The following is a 19,652-nucleotide window of genomic DNA, read 5'->3' on the forward strand; positions in this document are numbered from 1 at the left end:
GTCCGGGCCGGACGGGCTGGTGCTTACGCGCCGCCACCCGCGGTGAAGATGTCCTGCGAGATCTTGTCGAGCTGGGTGCGGAGCTGCTCGAGCTCGGTCTTCGCCTTGTCCAGCGCAGCCTTGGTCTCCGGCCAGGTGGACCCACGGAACGTCGCCGCGAGCGGGCCGTCCCAGACGTTGGAGTCGGACAGGATCCGGCCTTGGGCGTCGAGCTGCGAGATCTGGTCGGTGAAGCCACCGTTGATGATCGACTGGACCTGACGGATGGCGGTCTTGGCCTGCTCGGTCGAAAGGACACGCGACATGATGAACCTCTTTCATTCGTAGCTGCACCCCCGCGCAGTGGAATCCCCCCGGAGGCTCTGACCCGCCCCACCATACCCACATCGGGCGCAGATGTCACCGTTCGTATATCGTGACGGTTCCTCCACACGTCGTCCGTTCACCCGCGGTTTCCACAGGGGCCACCGGGGCCGTTCCGACGCCGGGAGACGGGTGGCAGGATGTGCGCATGGACACCGAACCGCAGCTCGACGGCGAATCCGTCGCACCCGACCTCGACGACTTCGACGAGGTCGTGGAGATCGAGCACGAGTCGTTGCCCACCGACCGTTACTTCGACCGCGAGCTGAGCTGGCTCCGCTTCAACCAGCGCGTGCTGGAGCTGGGCGAGGACCGGACGCAGCCCCTGCTCGAGCGGGCGAACTTCCTGGCCATCTTCGCGTCCAACCTCGACGAGTTCTTCATGGTCCGGGTCGCCGGCCTGAAGCGCCGCATCGACACCGGGATCGCCGTGCCGACCAACGTCGGCCGTGCACCGAGCGACGTCCTCCGGGACATCGCGAAGAAGGCGCACGAGCTGCAGGACCGGCACGCGCAGGCGTTCATCGGCTCGCTCAAGCCGGACCTCGACGCCGCCGGCATCCACATCGAGCACTGGTCCGACCTGGACGAGGCCGACCGACTGCGGATGCGCGAGTACTTCAACGAGCAGATCTTCCCGGTGCTGATGCCCCTGGCGGTGGATCCGGCGCACCCGTTCCCCTACATCTCCGGCCTGTCGCTCAACCTGGCGGTCCGGGTCCGCAACCCCAAGTCGCAGCGGCAGGAGTTCGCGCGCCTCAAGGTGCCGCAGAACTTCTCCCGCTTCATCAAGCTGCCGGACGACAACTCGGGGCGGATGCGCTTCATCCCGCTCGAGGACCTCATCGCGAACCACCTGGACGACCTCTTCCCGGGCATGCAGGTGCTCGAGCACCACGTGTTCCGCGTGACCAGGAACGAGGACGTCGAGATCGAGGAGGACGAGGCCGAGAACCTCATCCAGGCCCTCGAGCGGGAGCTCCTCCGTCGGCGCTTCGGTCCGCCGATCCGGCTCGAGATCACCGAGGACATGGACCCGGTGACCCTCGACCTGCTGGTGCGCGAGCTCGACATCACGGAGCAAGAGGTCTTCCGGCTGCCGTCGCCGCTCGACCTCGGTGGGCTGTTCGAGATCTCCAAGATCAACCGCCCCGACCTGCACTACCCGAAGCACGTGCCGACGACCCCGGTGCAGTTCCAGCCGGGCGAGCCGAACACGAAGCCCGACCTGTTCCGCGCGATCGCGTCGAACGACGTCCTCGTGCACCACCCGTACGAGTCCTTCGCGACGAGCGTGCAGGCGTTCCTCGAGCAGGCCGCCGCCGACCCGCACGTACTCGCGATCAAGCAGACGCTGTACCGCACCTCGGGTGACAGCCCCATCGTCGAGGCCCTCATCGACGCCGCCGCCGCCGGCAAGCAGGTCCTGGCGCTGGTCGAGATCAAGGCGCGCTTCGACGAGCAGAACAACATCACGTGGGCGCGCAAGCTCGAGAAGGCGGGCGTGCACGTCGTCTACGGCCTGGTCGGGCTGAAGACGCACTCGAAGCTCGTGCTCGTCATCCGGCAAGAGGGCGGCACGCTCAAGCACTACAGCCACATCGGTACCGGCAACTACAACCCGAAGACCTCGCGCATCTACGAGGACATGGGGCTGTTCACGTCGGACGACGTCGTGGGCAAGGACCTGACGCGCCTGTTCAACGAGCTCTCCGGCTACGCGATCGAGAAGAAGTTCAAGCGACTCCTCGTGGCCCCGCTGCACCTGCGGAAGGGGCTGCTCAAGCGGATCCAGACCGAGGCGGAGAACGCTCGCGCCGGCAAGCCCTCCGGCATCCGGATCAAGGTCAACTCGATGGTCGACGAGCAGATCATCGACGCGCTCTACCTGGCGAGCCAGGCCGGGGTGCCGGTCGACATCTGGGTGCGCGGCATCTGCTCGCTGAAGCCGGGCATGGAGGGCGTCAGCGACACCATCCGGGTGCGGAGCATCGTGGGCCGCTACCTCGAGCACTCCCGGGCGTTCGCGTTCCACAACGACGGCGACCCGGCGGTGTTCATCGGCAGCGCCGACATGATGCACCGCAACCTCGACCGTCGTGTCGAGGCCCTGGTGCGACTGAGCGCTCCGGACCACGTGAACGAGGTCCTCGAGATGTTCGACCTGGCGATGGCGGACACGGCGAGCTCGTGGCACCTGGAGTCCGACGGCGAGTGGACGCGTCATTCGACCGACGATGACGGCCGTCCGCTCGAAGACGTGCAGAATGTGACGATGCGGAAGATCTCGGCTCGGAAGCGCTCGACTCGGTGAGCGGCGGCTCCTCGGGCCCCGTCCTCGCTGCGGGCGCCGTCGTCTGGCGTGAGCAGGACGGCACGCCCCTCGTGCTGCTCATCCACCGCGACCACCACAAGGACGTCTCCCTGCCCAAGGGCAAGGTCGACCCGGGCGAGGCGATCCCGACCACCGCGGTCCGCGAGATCGACGAGGAGACGGGCTACCGGGTGCACCTCGGGGCACCGCTCGGCACCGCCGAGTACGTCCTGCCGAACGGCCGCGACAAGGTCGTGCACTACTGGACCGCACGGGTCTCCGCGAAGGAGTACGCACGCGCCGGCGAGTTCACGCCCAACCACGAGGTCGCCGCGCTCGAGTGGGTCACCATCGACGACGCCCGGAACCGCCTGACGTACGAGCGTGACGTGGCGATCCTCGACCGGTTCGCCGAGCGCGCGGCCGCTGGGCACCACCGCACCTTCGCCCTGATCGCACTCCGGCACGCGAAGACCGTCCCGGGTTCCGACTGGAACGGCCCCGACGCCACGCGTCCGCTCCTGCCGGTCGGCCGCTCGCAGGCCAAGGCAGCGGCGTCGCCCGTCGCGGCCTTCGGCCCGAAGAAGATCGTCAGCAGCACGGCGGCACGGTGCCTCGCGACGGTCGAGCCGCTGTCCGCCACCACGAAGCTCGGCGTCTCGAGCACCCCGGACATCAGCCAGGACGCCCACGACCGAGGCGCCGCCGACGTCAAGGGTGTGGTCCGCCGTCGTCTCGACAAGGGCAAGACCGCCGTCCTCTGCTCGCACGGCCCGGTGCTGCCGGACATCATCGCCCGGATCGCCACCGCGACGGCCGACGACTCCGGCCGGTTCGACCTGCGCCGCGCCGCGATGCTCTCAGTCGGCGACTTCGCCGTGATGCACATCGCCGGCGAGACCCTGGTCGCCGTGGAGACGCACCGCAACACGATCTCGGCGTAGTCCGAGGGGGCTCGACGACCCGGCCACGTGCCGGGCGTCGGTCGCGCGCGGAGGGCGATCCGCGCCTCCAGGCCGATCGAACGCACGAACGCACGCAGCCACGAACGCGCGCAGCTGCCCACGCGCCCACGCACCCAAGCACCCGCGCAGCCGTGCACCCACGCACGAACGCGCGCACGCGCCCACGCACGGAGCCCCGATCCTGCTCCGCGGACGCACGCCGCGCACGCCTCCCCGGCCGGGACAACCCCTCGTTCACCTTCCGTTCACCGGGGCGGGTGATCCCCGTCACCTCGCGTCCCTACAGTCGCTCCCGGGTCGGCACCGGCCCAGGGACCGCAGTGGTCCCACTGCACCCCATCCCGAAGGGACCCCTGTGAACATCAAGCGAATCGGTTCGATCGCAGCAATCGCGATCGCCGGCGCAGTCGTGCTCTCCTCGTGCGCGGCGAACGAGGGCTCGGGCAGCACCGAGACCTCCTCCACGAGCAGCAACGACTACTCGAGCCTCTCCGGCACCCTGACCGGCTCCGGCTCGTCGGCGCAGCAGACCGCGCAGGCCACCTGGACCGCTGGTTTCCAGGAGAAGGCCTCGGGCGTCACGGTCAACTACTCGCCCGACGGTTCGGGTGCAGGCCGCAAGAACTTCATCTCGGGTGCCGCGGACTTCGCCGGCTCCGACGCCGCACTGAACGACGAGGAGCTCGCCAGCTCCTTCGAGCTGTGCAACGCCGACACCAAGGCCATCGACATCCCGGTGTACATCTCCCCGATCGCCATCGCCTACAAGGTCGACGGCGTCAGCGACCTGACGCTCGACGCGAAGACCATCGCGGGCATCTTCTCGGGCAAGATCACCAAGTGGAACGACTCGCAGATCGCCGACCTGAACGACGGCGTCGACCTGCCGGACGCGAACATCACGGTCGTGCACCGCTCCGACGACTCGGGCACCACGCAGAACTTCTCGGAGTACGTCTCCGCGAACGCCTCCGACGTGTGGACCGAGGAGCCGAGCCAGACCTTCCCGTACTCCGTCGGTGACAGCGCCAAGGGCACCTCGGGTGTCGCCTCGGCGATGGCCAGCGCCTCCAACGCGATCACCTACATCGACGACTCCGGTGCCGGTGACCTCGACAAGGCGAAGCTGATGGTCGGCGACAAGGCGACCGAGATCTCGGCCGACGGCGCCGCGCAGGTCGTCGCCGACTCCGAGGTGGCCTCGGGCCGCGAGGACAACGACCTCGCGATCGACATCGACCGCAAGGACACCGCCGACGGCGCATGGCCGCTGGTCCTCGTCTCCTACGCCATCGCGTGCCAGGAGTACAAGGACTCGGACAAGGCCGACCTGGTCAAGGGCTACCTGAGCTACGTCGTCACCGGCGAGGCGCAGGACGCCGCGGCGAAGGAGGCCAAGTCGGCCGCCCTGTCGTCCGACCTCGCGAAGAAGGCCGCTGCCGCGGTCGACTCCATCAAGTAACACCCCGCACGCGCCCGGACGCCGGTCCCACCCACTCGACCGGCGTCCGGGCTCTTGCCCGTCACGAGGCAAGCGGCGCGGCCGCAGCACCGCAGTCGCAGCACCGCAGCACCGCCGCAGTTCGCACCGCCGCAGCAGCCCGCGCCACCCCGCACCACCACCCGAACCCGTCGCCTCCCCCGGCGTTCCTCCGACAGGAGTCCCATGACGACCGCACCGGCCCAGCCAGGGGCCACCGTCACCCCGACCAAGCCGAAGCCCGTCGTGCGCATCGGCGACCGGGTGTTCTCCGCCGCCTCGGTCATCGCCGGCGGCCTGATCCTCTTCGTGCTCGTGCTCGTCGCGGCGTTCCTCGTCTGGCAGAGCATCCCCGCGTTCTCCGCCAAGGTCGGCGAGCTGCCGAACAGCGCGACGAACTTCTGGGACTACGTCGGCCCCCTGGTCTTCGGCACCGTCTGGTCCGCGCTCATCGCGCTCGTGATCGCCGTGCCGCTCGCCCTCGGGATCGCGCTCTTCATCTCGCACTACGCACCGCGACGGCTCGCCCCGGTGCTCGGCTACGTCATCGACCTGCTCGCAGCGGTCCCGTCGGTCGTCTACGGCCTCTGGGGCATCGTCGTGCTGGCGCCGTTCGTGAAGCCCTTCTACGCCTTCCTGAACGAGTACCTCGGGTGGTTCCCGCTGTTCTCCGGGCAGGTCTCCGGCACCGGTCGCACGATCCTGACCGCCTCGATCGTCCTCGCGGTGATGGCCATCCCGATCATGACCGCCGTGATGCGCGAGATCTTCCTGCAGGCGCCGACCCTCAACGAGGAAGCCGCGCTGGCGCTCGGTGCGACCCGGTGGGAGATGATCCGCCTCTCGGTGCTGCCGTTCGCGAAGTCCGGCATCGTGTCCGCGATCATGCTCGGCCTCGGCCGTGCGCTCGGCGAGACGATGGCGATCGCCCTGGTGCTGTCGGTGTCGACGAACGTCACGTTCCAGATGCTGACGTCGCAGAACCCCTCGACGATCGCCGCGAACATCGCGCTCCAGTTCGCCGAAGCCTCGGGCACGGCACTGAACGCCCTCATCGCGACGGGCTTGATCCTCTTCGTCATCACCCTGGTCATCAACATGCTCGCGCGGTACATCGTCCGCAGCCGAGTCAGCTGAGAGGTCACCCCCGATGTCCCTCGCTCTCCGCCAGCCCACCGCGGCCGGCAACGTCTACGCGAACGGCAAGCTGCACCGCTCGGTGCCGTGGCTGCTGCTCGTCGGCAGCTGGGTCGCGCTCGTCCTGGTCTTCGCACTGCTCAACGCCGGTGGCGCCGTCAAGGACTTCAACGTCGTCGCCGCGATCTTCCTCGGCACGGTCCTGTTCGACGTGCTCATCGTCGTCGTCTCCCGCATCGTCGAGGGTGGCCGCAAGGCGGTCGACCGGCTCGTCACGTCCCTCGTCATCACCGCCTTCGTCATCGCCGTGCTGCCCCTGGTGTCGCTCCTCTGGACGGTGCTCGCCGACGGCCTCGCCCGCTTCGACGCGAACTTCTTCTCGTACTCGATGCGCGGCGTCATCTCCGAGGGTGGCGGCGCGATCCACGCCCTCATCGGCACGCTCGAGATCACGCTCTTCGCGGCGCTCATCTCGGTGCCGATCGGCCTGCTCACGTCGATCTACCTGGTCGAGTACGGCCGCGGGGTGCTCGCCAAGGGCATCACGTTCTTCGTCGACGTCATGACGGGCATCCCGTCGATCGTCGCCGGTCTGTTCGCCTACTCGCTCTTCGCGCTGTTCCTCGGCCCGGGCGCCCGCTTCGGCCTGGTCGGCTCGGTCGCCCTGTCGGTGCTGATGATCCCGATCGTCGTGCGCTCCACCGAAGAGGTCCTGAAGATCGTGCCGATGGAGCTCCGCGAGGCCTCGTACGCCCTCGGCGTGCCGAAGTACCTGACCATCCTCAAGGTCGTGCTCCCCACGAGCCTGGCCGGCATCACCACCGGCGTCATGCTCTCCATCGCCCGCGTCATCGGCGAGACGGCCCCGCTGCTCGTCACCGCAGGCTTCACCGCGAGCATGAACTACGACCTGTTCAAGAACCCGATGATGACGCTGCCGGTGTACGCGTACACGCAGTACTCGCAGCAGGGCGCCAACCCGGTGCCGTTCGTCGACCGGGCGTGGACCGCCGCACTCGTGCTCATCCTGATCGTGATGCTGCTCAACCTGCTCGCCCGGTTCGTCACCCGCCTCTTCGCCCCCAAGCTCAGCCGCTGACCTCCGCCCCCGCGGTCCAGCGTCACCACCCACCCAGAAGGATCAACGTGTCCAAGCGCATCGAGGTCGACGGCCTCAACGTCTACTACTCGAAGTTCAAGGCGGTCGAGGGTGTCGACATCACCATCGAGCCCCGCACCGTCACGGCCTTCATCGGCCCGTCCGGCTGCGGCAAGTCCACCTTCCTCCGCACCCTGAACCGCATGCACGAGGTCATCCCCGGTGCGTGGGTCGAGGGCTCGGTCAAGATCGACGGCGACGACCTCTACGGCGCCGGGGTCGACCCCGTGCTCGTCCGCCGCCAGGTCGGCATGGTCTTCCAGCGTCCGAACCCGTTCCCCACGATGTCCATCAAGGACAACGTGCTCGCGGGCGTGAAGCTCAACAACAAGCGCGTCTCGAAGTCCGAGGCCGACGACATCGTCGAGCGTTCCCTGCAGGGCGCGAACCTCTGGAACGAGGTCAAGGACCGCCTCGACAAGCCCGGCATGGGCCTGTCCGGCGGCCAGCAGCAGCGTCTCTGCATCGCTCGTGCGATCGCGGTGCAGCCCGACGTGCTCCTGATGGACGAGCCCTGCTCGGCGCTCGACCCGATCTCGACCCTCGCCATCGAGGACCTGATCGAGGAGCTGAAGAAGGAGTTCACGATCGTGATCGTCACGCACAACATGCAGCAGGCATCGCGCGTCAGCGACAAGACCGCGTTCTTCAACATCGCGGGCACCGGGCACCCGGGCAAGCTCATCGAGTTCGACGACACCGCGACGATCTTCTCGAACCCGTCCGTGCAGGCGACCGAGGACTACGTCTCGGGTCGCTTCGGGTGATCGCTGTCAGTCCGTCGCACTGACGGCAGCCTGGAGGCCCGGTGCACGTCCGCCACGGACGCGCACCGGGCCTTCGTGGTCGCGCTGGGGATCGCGGTGGCGGATGCGTGCGCATGTTCCGACAGAGCACGCGTCGATCGTCTCGTGGTTCGTCGCTCGATGCGCACGCAGGAGTTGCGTGCGCATGTTCCGACAGAGCACGCGTCGATCGTCTCGTGGAACGACAGAAGGTGCCCACGCATCGACTGCGTGAGCACCTTCCGGGAAGAGCCTCAGGCGGTGGTGGTCGGGACCGCCATGATCGGCGTCGTCGTCGGCTGCTCCGAACCACCGGCCGGCTCGACGGTCATGCCGATCGTCGCACCGTCGGACAGCGAGCCCTTGAGGACCGCGGAGTGCACGCCGTCGGCGACACCGTCCATCAGCCCGGCGGCGGTGATCGAACCGCCCTCGTCCTCCGAGCCGATGTACCAGAGCTCGTACGTCTTGCCCTTCGGCGCCTGGGCGACGCCGTCGAGGATGACCGCGGACTTGCCGAGGTCGTTCGACCACACGACCGTGGCCGTGCCGCCGCCCTCGACCTTGGTGGTGCTGCGCTGGAAGTCCGACGCGGCGTAGATCCGGTCGAGACCGCTGGACGCCTGCGTGGTGCCCGGGCCGGAGTCGTTCGGGTCGAACACCGATCCGACCCCGAGCCCTCCGAAGAAGACCGCGGCGACGGCAGCGGCGGCCGTGAGCATGACTGCCGGACGCTGGAACCAGCGGCGGCGGGCCTCGGAGGTCGCGCGGCCACCGGCGGTGGAGCCGTCCGCGATCGAGGCGACGTGCCTGGCGGGCTCGGGACGGGCCTCCAGGACGGGTGCAGAGTCAGCAGGAGCCGAGCCGGCAGGAGCCGAGCCTGCGGGAGCCGAGCCGACGGTTGCCGAGTCAGCAGGAGCCGAGGTGACAGGAGTCGAGTCGACCGTCGTGTCGACGATCGGCGCGGCCTGCGGGGTCGAGGCGATCTGAGCCAGCAGCGACGCCTTGAGCGCCGCCGGCGGCTCGACCGGAGCCGTGGCGTAGGCGAGCTGCAGCGCGGTCTCGCGCAGCGAGTCGGCCTCGGCCTGGAGTTCGGGCGACGTCCGGAGCGCGTCCTCGATGAGCGCACGCTCGTCGTCGGAGAGAGCGTCGAGTGCGTACGAGCCCGTGAGCAGAGCGGGGTCGTCGTGTCGTTCGGTCACGAGGCCACCCCCATTTCGTCGCGGAGTCTGATCATCCCGTCACGGAGACGGGTCTTGACGGTGCCGATGGGGACACCGAGGTGTTCGGCCATCTCGCTGTGCGAGTAGCCGCCGTAGTAGGCGAGTTGCACGGCCTGTCGCTGGAACTCGGTGAGCTTCGCGAGGGCCCGGCTGACACGTTCGTGCTCGATCCGGATCTCCACGGACTCGGAGACCTGGTCGAACCCGGCCTCGAGATCGCGGATGCCGATCTTCGTGTCTCGGTCGTGCGAGGACTGTGAGGCCCGTACCCGGTCGACCGCTCGGCGGTGCGCCATGGTCAGGACCCAGCTGGAGGCGGTGCCACGCTTCCGGTCGAACCTGGTGGCCTGCTGCCAGACCTCCAAGAAGACCTCCTGCGTGACCTCTTCCGACTGTGCGCGATCCCGCAGGAGGCGTGTCACGAGTCCGAGGACCCGGCCGGAGAGTGCGTCGTACAGGTCCGAGAAGGCGGCTTGGTCGCCAGCAGCGACCCGAGACAAGAGGTCGTCCGGCGATGCCTGAGCGGGCTCTGACGAGCTCCAGCGTTCGGTGTCGCTATCCACGAGGGCAAGCATTGCAGGTTTCACTCCTCTCGGTTGCTCGGGTGGCCGTTTGCGACCTGGGTACGACAGGACCGCCGCGTCGGCGGTCGAGACGAGAGGGCCAGCGTGACCCACAGGGATTTGACCGGCGGAAGCCGGCCCGGGTCACGCTGGGCCTCTCTTGTGCGACGGTCATCAAGTCCGTCACGCTGATGATTCGGTGCCCTGCCCGGTGCGGATTGGATCAGGTTGCAGAACCTGCCCGGACCGGTCGTCCCGCTGGCACGCCCGGGGCCGGATCTGTCCACCGAGAGTGAACAGGGCAGCGAGCACAGCCGAGGTCTCGTAGACTCGACGTCGCCGGGCCGCAGCAAGCCCCGGGCTCCAAAATTCGCCGCTTCGAGCGGCCTCGCGCCGAGAGGCGCTTCTGCGGCCCGGTCTTTCTCTGCCCGGTCGTGTTCTTGGCCGGTCGCGTTCGTCGTCGGGCTCCGGCCTGGAGGTGCGGTGCGCGTCCGGCGGGTCGCCCGCTAGTCCAGGCTGTCGCGACGCCAGAGCGCCGCCGCCTCGGTCAGGTCGGCCGCCAGCTCCGACAACCGGAGCGCCCTCGTCGTCAACTCGCTCGCGCGCTCCCCCGCGGTCAGGTCGGCATCGTCCGCCACCGCGGTCGCACCGGCGGCGGTCAGTCGGCAGAACGCCGCCCCGCGATCCAGCGCCACCGCGAAGTCGCCCGTGTACAGCCCGTGCAGGATCCGGTCCGCCAGGGTCAGGATCTCGGCGGGGCCCGTCGGCTGCTCGGCACCCGCGACCGCCTGGTCGATCGTGCCGATGCGCTCGGTGCCACGCTCGAACAGGTAGGCGATCTCCTCGGGGTTCTGCCGGATCACCGTCCGGACGAGGTAGACCCGCCACAGTGCCCCCGGCAGGGTGTGGGCCCCGACACGAGCCCACAGTTCGGCGATCGCGTCGATGCCGTGCACGTCGGTGTAGGTCACGAGGCGCTCGACCACGGCGGGGTCAGGGTCCTCGCGCACACGGTGGAGCAGTGCGTTCGCGGTCTCGTGCGCGACGCGGTTCACCACGGCCGGGTCTTCACCACCCTGCAGGGCAGCGAACTCGGCGTCGGTGAAGTGGACTGGACGGTGGTGATCGCGAGGCACCGCAGCAGTGTAGGCACGGCCGGTGACACGCCCGCCCGCCGTTCGCCCAGAACGCAACCGCTCCGTCGCGCGTACGGTCTCTGTTCGGGAGGCGCTCCTCCCGCACGCGAAGGAAGAGGACTCTCATGAACCCCCTGCTCATCATCCTGGCCGTGATCGCGGTCATCCTGCTGTTCGTCGGTGGCTTCGCCGCGAGCTTGAAGTTCCTGCTCTGGGTCGGCATCGTGCTGCTCGTCATCGCGGTCGTCCTGTGGCTGGTCCGCTCGCTCACCGGGCGCCGCGGCTGACCCGGACACCCGGTACTTCCCAGAGGCCCTCACCCGCTAGCCTTGCGGGTGAGGGCCTCTAGCTCAGTTGGTAGAGCACCGGACTTTTAATCCGAGGGTCGTGGGTTCGAGCCCCACGGGGCCCACCGCCTCCTGAACGCCGGCTCTTCATCCGAGGGTCGTGGGTTCGAGCCCCACGGGGCCCACTTCTCAGCCTCGCCCAGGGCGTTCGGGGTCTGCACGTCGTCCGTTGTCTAGGATGTGGCGGATGGCACGACGACTCTTCCCCGGCATCGCGCTCGGCGCGATGGCCCTCGGGGTCAGCGCGTTCCTGGTCATCCTCCCGACCGTGTCGAGCGCCTGCCAGCCCACGTCCACCTCGACGAGCGTCTCCGCCGCCGAGGTCGCCGACGCGATCGCCCCCGGCACCGACGTCCTCATCGTCGGTGACTCGTACACCTCGGGCCGCGGTTCGACCAGCGGAGTGCACGGCTGGGCGCAGGACATCGCCGCCGACCGTGACTGGAACGCGAAGATCGACGGCTACCCCGGCACCGGCTACGTCGACACCGGCCGCACGGGCTCCTCGCACTACACGTTCGGGCCGCGCATCGAGCGGCACGCCGCGTTCGACCCGCAGCTCGTCATCGTGCAGGGCAGCCAGAACGACTGGCTGGTCGACTCGGAGAAGCTGCAGGCCACCGTCGAGCGCACCCTCCGTACGGCCGAGCAGACCTGGCCCGACGCGGTCGTCGTCGCGGTCGGCCCCTCCGCGCCGCAGCCGTGGGCGAGCTCCACGGTCGGTGTCGCGGCCTCGGTGTCGGCGGGAGCGGCAGCAGCTGGGGTGCCGTACATCGACGCGCTCGGCGGCCAGTGGTTCACCTCGATGAACAGCCCTGGCTACGCGGCCTCCGACGGGGCGCACCTGAACGACGCCGGGTACCAGTACCTCGCCGACCGGATCGAGGAGTCACTGGACGCCCTCGCGACCCCGGCCGACGGCGAGCAGTGCGCCTGACGGCTGATCCTCGCGACTGACGGCCGCCGCCACGCCGGACGGTCGACCCGCGAACGACACCGGGGTACAAGTCGTCCCCAGCAGGCTCATGGGTGTTCCCCTGCACACCCCAGTGGACGTCCAGCCGACTGTTGGGCTGACGCCGATAGTGTCGTTCCCGGATCCGATCACCGGATCCTGCAGGAACAGCACCACCACGAACGAACGGGGTACACCGTGATCGAGCCCATCGAAGCCACGCAGACCAGCACGACCGGTGACGCGCGCCGCATCGTCGAGCTCGTAGCCGCGACGAACACGACGATGAGCAACGAGCTCCTGCTCGACACGCTCCGCCGGAACGCCCAGGTCACGACCCGCCACATCCGCAAGGACTTCATCGAGGTCGCCAACGCCACCGCCGTGCTCGGCTACGTGTGCCGCCAGCGCAAGGACTTCATCGCCCTGCGCGGGGACGACCCGGCATGGGCGCACGAGGTCGGCCGGTACGCCAGCGAGTCCCTCGCGGTCGAAGCGCTCCGCATGCGCCGCGGCTGACCCACAGCATCCGCAGCGCCCGCAGCATCCACAGCGCCCACAGCGCCTCCAGCGGCCCTCGACCGCACGACGAAGGCCCCACCGGACGTCCGGTGGGGCCTTCGTCGTCAGCGAGCCTGGTCAGGACCAGACGCGGCGGATGCCCCAGGTGCCCGTCCAGGTCTCGTCGGGCTCGAGCCAGCGCAGGCCCTCGCCGGAGTTCAACGCATTCGCCGGGGCGGTCATCGGCTCGACCGCGACAGCCAGGCCCTTCCCGTCGCCGCGCGGGTACTCGCGAGAGGTGAACACCTGCACGTACGGGAACGAGGCGTCCTGCCACAGTTCGACCCCGTCGCCCTCGGGGCCGTGCATCGTCGTGCGGCGGATCCCCTCGGCGTCCGGGGTGATGTCGGAGTACGCGGTGTCGAGGTCCGAGTCGCCGGCTCGACGGCCCTGGCGCAGGTCGAAGTCGGTCCCCTCGACCGGCACGGACCCGTTCGGCACCTTCTGCTCGTCCACCGTGAAGGCGGTCGCGGCGTCGAGCCGGACGACGAGGTCCTCGGCCGGGGTGTCACCGGCTCGCAGGTACGGGTGCGCGCCGACGGCGAACGGCGCCCTGACCGCCGAGCGGTTCGTGATCTCGTGCGTCACCCGGATGCCGTCGTCGACGAGCTCGTGGTGCACCCGGGTCTCGAGGGTGAACGGCCAACCGTGCTGCGGATGGATCGTGGCTTCCTGCACGATGCCCGTCTCGGTCTGCGACACCACCCGGTAGGGCGCGAAGCGGAGCAGCCCGTGCGAGGCGTTGCCGTACTTCGGCTCCGAGATGTCGAGCTGCTGCGCCTTGCCGTCGAGCTGCCACACGCCACCCCCGACGCGGTTCGGCCAGGGAACGAGCACGATGCCGTTCGCCCCGGGCGGCTGCTCCGTGACGGGGAACGGCTCCGTCAGGTCGAAGCCGGCGACACGGAGTTCGCGGATGCCGGCCGCCACCTCGGTGACCACGGCCTCGACGACGCCGTCGGGTCCGGCGTGGTGCAGGCGGTACTGACCACCGGTGGGTGCTGCGGTCATGGGGTTCGGTTCCTTCCGGGTGTGTCCTCGCCGTCCGCGACGACGACCTCGACCCCGGCCGCCCGGATCGTGGCGACCGCGTGGGCCTCGGCCTCGGCGGTGACGACGACGTCGATGTCCTCGAGCGCGCGGACGACCCCGATGTGGGCCCGGCCGAACTTCGACCCGTCCGCGACCACGACCGTACGCCGAGCGGTGGCGGCGAGCATCCGCTTCGCCTCGGTCTCGGGCAGGTTCACGTTGGTCAGGCCGTGCGCGACGTCGACGCCGGTGCCCCCGAGGAAGACCACGTCGGCCGCGATCATCGGCAGGACGGCACCGTTGAACGGGGCGACGAGGGAGTGCTGCAGCGGTCGGAGCGTGCCGCCGGTCACGATCACGGTGAACCGCGGCACGGCGCGCTCGAGGGTAAGTGCCGTGGTCAGCGAGTTCGTGACGACGGTGACGTCGACGAGGTCCGTGCGCGCGACGAGGGCCTCGGCGACGGCGGCCGGGGTGGTGCCGACGTCGAGCACGACACACTCGCCGGAGCGCACGAGTGCCGCGGCCGCGCGGCCGATGGCGGCCTTCGCGACCTGGTGCTCGACGGCGGTCTCCTCGAACGGTCGCTCGCCGGAACCGGCCCCGAGGCGGACCGCACCGCCGTGCACCCGACGGATCCGCGCCTCCTGGTCGAGGACGGCGAGGTCCTGCCGGACGGTCACCTCGCTGGTACCGAGCGACGCTGCCAACGCGGCGGTGCGGACCATGCCCGGCGCGCCCTCGACGATCGAGACGATGCGGTCCTGACGCAGCGGCGCGGGCAGCGCGCCGGCGAGGAAGGAGATGTCGTCGTCCGTCATGTGCTCAGTTTCGCTTGCTTCCGATGTCTTTCGCAACGCTTCGGACGGGCGCTAGGCTGGGTCGGTGATCACCAAGCGCGTGACGAAGCTCGCGGACGGCCGCGACCTCTTCTACTTCGACGATGCGGACACCACCCTGCCCGCCGACCGTGCGATCGACGAGCGTGCGCTCGACCCGCGGCCCGAGACGGCACGGATGCGCCAGGACGTCCTGACGGGCGAGTGGGTCTCCATCGCCGCGAGCCGGCAGAACCGCGCGTTCCTGCCGCCCGCCGACCAGGACCCGCTCGCGCCGCAGACGCCGCAGAACCCCTCCGAGATCCCGAGCCGCTACGACGTCGCCGTGTTCGAGAACCGCTCGCCGTCGTTCGGCCCGGCGCTCGAGGCCGACGACGCCCCGTCCTCGCTGCAGTCCCTGTCGGACGTCGGCCTGAACCGCCAGCTCCGCAGCGTCGGCCGGTGCGAGGTCGTGTGCTTCTCCCCCGCGACCGAGGGCTCGTTCGCGTCGATCTCCGAGTCACGCGCCCGCACCGTGGTCGAAGCCTGGGCGGACCGCACCGCCGCGCTCTCCGCGATGCCCGGCATCCAGCAGGTGTTCCCGTTCGAGAACCGGGGCGAGGCGATCGGCGTCACGCTGCACCACCCGCACGGCCAGATCTACTCGTACCCGTACATCACGCCCCGGACGCAGCGCCTGCTCGAGTCCATCGAGCGCTTCGGTCCGGACCTGTTCGAGCAGCACCTCGCGAACGAGCGGGCGTCCGAGCGGGTCGTGCTGCAGGGCGAGCACTTCACGGCCTTCGTGCCGTTCGCAGCACGCTGGCCCATCGAGATCCACATGCTGCCGCACCGCCACGTCCCCGACTTCGCCGGCCTCACCGAGGCCGAGAAGGACGAGCTCGCACACATGCACCTGCGCCTCACGCGGGGCATCGACCAGCTCTACGGCGACCCGACGCCGTACATCGCCGCGTGGCACCAGGCACCGGTGCACGTCGCCCGTGACACCGTGCGGCTGATGCTGCAGATCACCTCGCCGCGTCGTGCGGCGGACAAGTTGAAGTTCCTGGCCGGCAGCGAAGCCGCCATGGGCGCCTGGATCGGGGACCTCGTGCCCGAGAAGGCGGCCGAGTTCATCCGACAAGGAGTCGAGCGCGCATGACGTTCCAGCAGGTCTACGGGTACGAGCCGACGGTGCGGTACTCCGCCCCCGGCCGGGTCAACCTGATCGGCGAGCACACCGACTACAACGACGGCTACGTCCTGCCGTTCGCGATCGACCGCCGCACCACCGCGTCCATCGCGCCGCGGCCGGACCGTCTGCTGCGCGTCTCGTCCGCGTTCGACACCGGCGCCGTGCTCGAGCTGTCGCTCGACGACCTGTCGCCCGACGCGATGAACGGTTGGTCGGCGTACGTCTTCGGCATCGCCTGGGCGCTGCGCGAGCAGGCCGGTGCCGACCTGTCCGACAAGACCGGGTTCGACGTGTTCATCGAGTCCGACGTGCCGGTCGGGGCGGGCCTGTCCTCCAGCGCTGCGATCGAGTGCGGCGTCGCGCTCGCCTTCAACGACCTGTGGGAGCTCGGGCTCGACCGCAAGACGCTCGCCCGTGTCGGCCAGTACTCCGAGAACCACGCCGTCGGTGCGCCGACCGGCATCATGGACCAGTCCGCCTCGCTGCTCGGCGAGCAGGACGCCGTCGTGTTCCTCGACTGCCGCACGCTCGACACCGCCGTGGTGGACCTGGCGCTCGAGGCGAACGGGCTCGAGGTCCTGGTCATCGACACCCGCGTCGAGCACGCCCACGCCACCGGCGGCTACGCGGCGCGTCGGGCCTCGTGCGAGAAGGGCGCGCAGGTGCTCGGCGTCGAGGCCCTGCGCGACCTGAGCGTCGAGGACCTGCCGCGGGCGCAGGAACTGCTCGACGACGAGACCTTCCGCCGCGTGCGGCACGTCGTGACCGAGGACCAGCGCGTCCTCGACACCGTCCGGACGCTGCGCGAGCAGGGTCCGCGCGCGATCGGGTCGCTGCTCGTCGCGTCGCACGAGTCGATGCGCGACGACTTCGAGATCTCCGTGCCGGAGCTCGACCTGGCCGTCGCGACCGCGGTCGAGCAGGGCGCCGTCGGCGCGCGGATGACCGGTGGTGGGTTCGGTGGGGCGGCGATCGCGTTGGTCGACCGGGAATCGCGAGGTGCGATCACCGCGGCCGTCACCGCCGCCTTCGCGAGCGCTGGGTACCGCGAGCCGAACGTCTTCACGGTGCACGCCGCGCAGGGCGCCCGCCGGGACTGAGTGCCGCGAGGCGCTCGCGGTCGGGCTTTCGCGCCCAAGTTTCGCGCTCGGGTTTCGCGCTCAGCGACAGTCCACGCGGCCCACGCCCCGTGAACTGTCGCTCAGCGCGAAGGATCGACGGTCGTGGTGACCGTAGCACTGGCGCTGGCACCGCACTCGTCCCCGGAACCCACGGGCGGGGGCGAGCCGCGCCTCCTGGCCGCATCTGGTGAGCAGGAATGGTCGAGTCCCGCGACGGGACCCGACCATTTCTGCTCACGATGCGAACGCGCGCTACTTCAGGTGGCGCTCCGCAGCCTCGACGACGTTCTTCATGAGCATCGCGCGGGTCATCGGGCCGACGCCTCCGGGGACCGGCGACATGAAGCCGGCGACGGCCGCGACCGCAGGGTCGACGTCGCCGTGCAGCTTCGCCTTGCCGGTCTCCTCGTTCACGACGCGGGTGATGCCCACGTCGATGACGGCTGCTCCGGGCTGCACCCAGTCCGGTTTGACGAGCCCGGCGACCCCCGCTGCGGCGATGACGATGTCGGCGCGACGGCACTCCGCCGCGACGTCCGCCGTCAACGAGTGCGTGAGCGTCGCGGTGGCCTCGAGCCGCGTGAGCAGCAGACCGAGGGGACGGCCGACCGTCAGGCCCTGACCGATGATCGTGACGTGCTTGCCGCGGATCGGGATGTCGTACGCCTCGAGCATCGCGACGATGCCCCGCGGCGTGCAGGGCAGCGGGGCGTCGATCGTGCCGGCGCCACCGGGCACGGCGAGCACGAGCTCACCGAGGTTGGTCGGGTGCAGGCCGTCGGCGTCCTTCGCGGGGTCCATCAGCTCGAGCATCGGCGTGGGGTCGATGCCCTCGGGCAACGGGAGCTGCACGATGAACGCGGTGACCCGGGGGTCGTCGTTCATCTGCAGGATCGCGGCGCGGATGTCCGCGGCCGACGCCGTCGCGGGCAGGTCGATCCGGTACGAGTCCAGCCCGATCTGCGCCGAGTCGCGGTGCTTGCCCGCCACGTACGACAGCGACCCCGGGTTCTCGCCGACCAGGATCGTGCCGAGGCCCGGTCGGATGCCGTGTTCGTGCAGCCGGTCGATCCGGAGCCGGAGTTCCTCGAGGGTCCTGGCGGCGAGGGCGGTGCCGTCGATGCGGACCGCAGAGCCCTCGCCGTTCCAGGTCTCCCGGGGGAGGGACGCCACAGCGCCGCTCACGCGTAGAGCGGGAACGCGTCGGTCAGGGCCTTGACCCGTGCCGAGAGCGCCGCGATGTCCGGGTTCGGCATGAGGGTCAGCGCGATGATGTCCGCGACCTCGGTGAACTCGGCGTCGCCGAAGCCACGCGTCGCGAGCGCCGAGGTACCGATGCGGACACCCGAGGTGACCATCGGCGGACGCGGGTCGAACGGCACGGAGTTGCGGTTCACGGTGATGCCGACGTCGTGCAGCAGGTCTTCGGCCTGCTTGCCGTCGACCTCGGAGGTGCGCAGGTCGACCAGCACCAGGTGCACGTCGGTGCCGCCGGTGAGGACGTCGATGCCGGCGGCCTTGGCGTCGTCAGCGGTGAGGCGGGCGGCCAGGGCCTGGGCGCCACGGATGGTGCGCTCCTGACGGTCCTTGAACTCCGGGGTGCCGGCGAGCAGGAACGCGGTGGCCTTCGCCGCGATGACGTGCATGAGCGGGCCGCCCTGCTGCCCGGGGAAGACGGCCGAGTTCAGCTTCTTGAACAGGGTCTCGTCGTTCGACAGGATCAGGCCGGAGCGGGGACCGGCGAGGGTCTTGTGCACCGTCGAGGAGACGACGTGGGCGTGCGGGACCGGCGACGGGTGCAGACCAGCGGCGACGAGACCGGCGAAGTGCGCCATGTCGACCCAGAGCTTCGCGCCGACCTCGTCCGCGATCTCGCGGAACTTCGCGAAGTCGAGCTGACGGGGGTACGCCGACCAGCCGGCGATGATGACCTTCGGCTGGTGCTCGACGGCCTTGGCGCGGATGTCGTCGTAGTCGACCTCGAACGTCTCGGGGTCGACGCCGTACGAGACGGCGTTGTAGATGCGGCCGGAGAAGTTGAGCTTCATGCCGTGGGTGAGGTGGCCACCGTGCGAGAGCTCGAGGCCGAGGATGGTGTCGCCCGCGGTGGCGATGGCGTGCAGGACGGCGGCGTTCGCGGTCGCACCGGAGTGCGGCTGCACGTTGGCGTAGGAAGCCCCGAACAGCTTCTTGGCGCGCTCGATGGCCAGCGACTCGGCGATGTCGACGTACTCGCAGCCGCCGTAGTAGCGCTTGCCCGGGTAGCCCTCGGCGTACTTGTTGGTGAGCACGGAGCCCTGGGACTCGAGCACGGCGCGGGGCACGAAGTTCTCGGACGCGATCATCTCGAGGAAGTCGCGCTGACGGCCGAGCTCCTGCTGCAGGACGGCGGCGATCTCGGGGTCGACCTCGCTGAGGGGGGCGTTGAAGGCTGCGCGGTCGGAGTCGACGGCGGCGGCCACGGGGGGCAGATCGGTGATGGACACGGTTCTCCT

19 protein-coding genes and 1 tRNA gene are annotated in these 19,652 nt (G+C 69.7%); 12 read left to right on the forward strand and 8 right to left on the reverse strand.

The genetic code is table 11. From position 1 onward, the window contains the following. Positions 1 to 23 precede the first annotated feature (23 nt). Positions 24 to 305, reverse strand: a complete 282-nt coding sequence (locus EDF19_RS06150; RefSeq protein ID WP_027466625.1) for a hypothetical protein — start codon at positions 303 to 305, stop codon at positions 24 to 26. Positions 306 to 511: 206 nt separating this feature from the next. Here EDF19_RS06150 and EDF19_RS06155 point away from each other — a divergent pair, with 206 nt between their 5' ends. The 6 genes from EDF19_RS06155 to pstB all read left to right on the forward strand — a co-directional run bounded on the left by EDF19_RS06155 (position 512) and on the right by pstB (position 8,185). Then, positions 512 to 2,677: an RNA degradosome polyphosphate kinase gene (locus EDF19_RS06155; RefSeq protein WP_123680070.1), complete on the forward strand. Its 2,166-nt coding sequence runs from the start codon at positions 512 to 514 to the stop codon at positions 2,675 to 2,677. After that, positions 2,674 to 3,621 (forward strand): NUDIX domain-containing protein, encoded by a 948-nt coding sequence (locus EDF19_RS06160; protein ID WP_123680071.1) that lies wholly within the window; start codon positions 2,674 to 2,676, stop codon positions 3,619 to 3,621. Before EDF19_RS06155 ends, EDF19_RS06160 begins: the two co-directional genes overlap by 4 nt. Before the next feature lie 376 nt (positions 3,622 to 3,997). Then, positions 3,998 to 5,104: a phosphate ABC transporter substrate-binding protein PstS gene (pstS, locus tag EDF19_RS06165; RefSeq protein ID WP_123680072.1), complete on the forward strand. Its 1,107-nt coding sequence runs from the start codon at positions 3,998 to 4,000 to the stop codon at positions 5,102 to 5,104. A gap of 204 nt (positions 5,105 to 5,308) precedes the next feature. Beyond that, on the forward strand, positions 5,309 to 6,259 hold the full coding sequence (pstC, locus tag EDF19_RS06170) for a phosphate ABC transporter permease subunit PstC (protein ID WP_185022713.1): 951 nt from the start codon (positions 5,309 to 5,311) through the stop codon (positions 6,257 to 6,259). A 13-nt stretch (positions 6,260 to 6,272) separates the two neighbouring features. Next, positions 6,273 to 7,358, forward strand: coding sequence for a phosphate ABC transporter permease PstA (pstA, locus tag EDF19_RS06175; protein WP_123680073.1), 1,086 nt, complete (start codon positions 6,273 to 6,275; stop codon positions 7,356 to 7,358). 47 nt (positions 7,359 to 7,405) lie between these two features. Continuing rightward, positions 7,406 to 8,185 carry a phosphate ABC transporter ATP-binding protein PstB gene (gene pstB, locus EDF19_RS06180; protein ID WP_123680074.1) on the forward strand — a complete coding sequence of 260 codons (780 nt, stop codon included), beginning with the start codon at positions 7,406 to 7,408 and terminating at the stop codon, positions 8,183 to 8,185. A gap of 272 nt (positions 8,186 to 8,457) precedes the next feature. Here pstB and EDF19_RS06185 read toward each other — a convergent pair whose 3' ends face one another. The 3 genes from EDF19_RS06185 to EDF19_RS06195 form a co-directional block, all read right to left on the reverse strand. After that, a complete protein-coding gene (locus EDF19_RS06185) occupies positions 8,458 to 9,405 on the reverse strand; it encodes an anti-sigma factor domain-containing protein (RefSeq protein ID WP_123680075.1) in 948 nt (315 codons plus the stop codon). Then, entirely contained in the window at positions 9,402 to 10,001 is a 600-nt protein-coding gene (gene sigK / locus EDF19_RS06190) for an ECF RNA polymerase sigma factor SigK (protein ID WP_123680076.1), read from the reverse strand. The genes EDF19_RS06185 and sigK overlap by 4 nt, the downstream gene beginning before the upstream one ends. Positions 10,002 to 10,495: 494 nt before the next feature. Further along, positions 10,496 to 11,125 (reverse strand): DNA-directed RNA polymerase subunit beta, encoded by a 630-nt coding sequence (locus EDF19_RS06195; RefSeq protein ID WP_123680077.1) that lies wholly within the window; start codon positions 11,123 to 11,125, stop codon positions 10,496 to 10,498. Positions 11,126 to 11,250: 125 nt separating this feature from the next. On the opposite strand from EDF19_RS06195, the gene EDF19_RS19075 reads away from it, so the two are divergent. From EDF19_RS19075 to EDF19_RS06210, 4 genes are all read left to right on the forward strand, one after another. After that, a complete protein-coding gene (locus EDF19_RS19075) occupies positions 11,251 to 11,412 on the forward strand; it encodes a hypothetical protein (RefSeq protein ID WP_185022714.1) in 162 nt (53 codons plus the stop codon). A gap of 52 nt (positions 11,413 to 11,464) precedes the next feature. Beyond that, a tRNA-Lys gene (locus tag EDF19_RS06200) sits at positions 11,465 to 11,537 on the forward strand. A 122-nt stretch (positions 11,538 to 11,659) separates the two neighbouring features. Continuing rightward, positions 11,660 to 12,409 (forward strand): SGNH/GDSL hydrolase family protein, encoded by a 750-nt coding sequence (locus EDF19_RS06205; protein ID WP_185022715.1) that lies wholly within the window; start codon positions 11,660 to 11,662, stop codon positions 12,407 to 12,409. A gap of 216 nt (positions 12,410 to 12,625) precedes the next feature. Next, a complete protein-coding gene (locus EDF19_RS06210) occupies positions 12,626 to 12,946 on the forward strand; it encodes a hypothetical protein (protein ID WP_123680079.1) in 321 nt (106 codons plus the stop codon). Between the two features lie 120 nt (positions 12,947 to 13,066). Here EDF19_RS06210 and EDF19_RS06215 read toward each other — a convergent pair whose 3' ends face one another. Continuing rightward, positions 13,067 to 13,999: an aldose 1-epimerase family protein gene (locus EDF19_RS06215; protein WP_123680080.1), complete on the reverse strand. Its 933-nt coding sequence runs from the start codon at positions 13,997 to 13,999 to the stop codon at positions 13,067 to 13,069. Further along, positions 13,996 to 14,841 (reverse strand): DeoR/GlpR family DNA-binding transcription regulator, encoded by an 846-nt coding sequence (locus EDF19_RS06220; RefSeq protein WP_123680081.1) that lies wholly within the window; start codon positions 14,839 to 14,841, stop codon positions 13,996 to 13,998. The genes EDF19_RS06215 and EDF19_RS06220 overlap by 4 nt, the downstream gene beginning before the upstream one ends. Positions 14,842 to 14,905: 64 nt before the next feature. On the opposite strand from EDF19_RS06220, the gene galT reads away from it, so the two are divergent. Beyond that, entirely contained in the window at positions 14,906 to 16,003 is a 1,098-nt protein-coding gene (gene galT, locus EDF19_RS06225) for a galactose-1-phosphate uridylyltransferase (RefSeq protein ID WP_123680082.1), read from the forward strand. Further along, positions 16,000 to 17,136, forward strand: coding sequence for a galactokinase (gene galK, locus EDF19_RS06230; protein ID WP_123680083.1), 1,137 nt, complete (start codon positions 16,000 to 16,002; stop codon positions 17,134 to 17,136). The genes galT and galK overlap by 4 nt, the downstream gene beginning before the upstream one ends. Before the next feature lie 273 nt (positions 17,137 to 17,409). On the opposite strand, the gene EDF19_RS06235 is transcribed toward galK, so the two are convergent. Further along, a complete protein-coding gene (locus tag EDF19_RS06235) occupies positions 17,410 to 18,342 on the reverse strand; it encodes a bifunctional 5,10-methylenetetrahydrofolate dehydrogenase/5,10-methenyltetrahydrofolate cyclohydrolase (RefSeq protein WP_123680084.1) in 933 nt (310 codons plus the stop codon). Beyond that, positions 18,339 to 19,643: a serine hydroxymethyltransferase gene (gene glyA / locus EDF19_RS06240; protein WP_395859617.1), complete on the reverse strand. Its 1,305-nt coding sequence runs from the start codon at positions 19,641 to 19,643 to the stop codon at positions 18,339 to 18,341. The genes EDF19_RS06235 and glyA overlap by 4 nt, the downstream gene beginning before the upstream one ends. Between the last annotated feature and the right edge of the window lie 9 nt (positions 19,644 to 19,652).

This window comes from Curtobacterium sp. PhB115 (genome assembly GCF_003752025.1).
In the GTDB taxonomy this organism is placed as follows: domain Bacteria; phylum Actinomycetota; class Actinomycetes; order Actinomycetales; family Microbacteriaceae; genus Curtobacterium.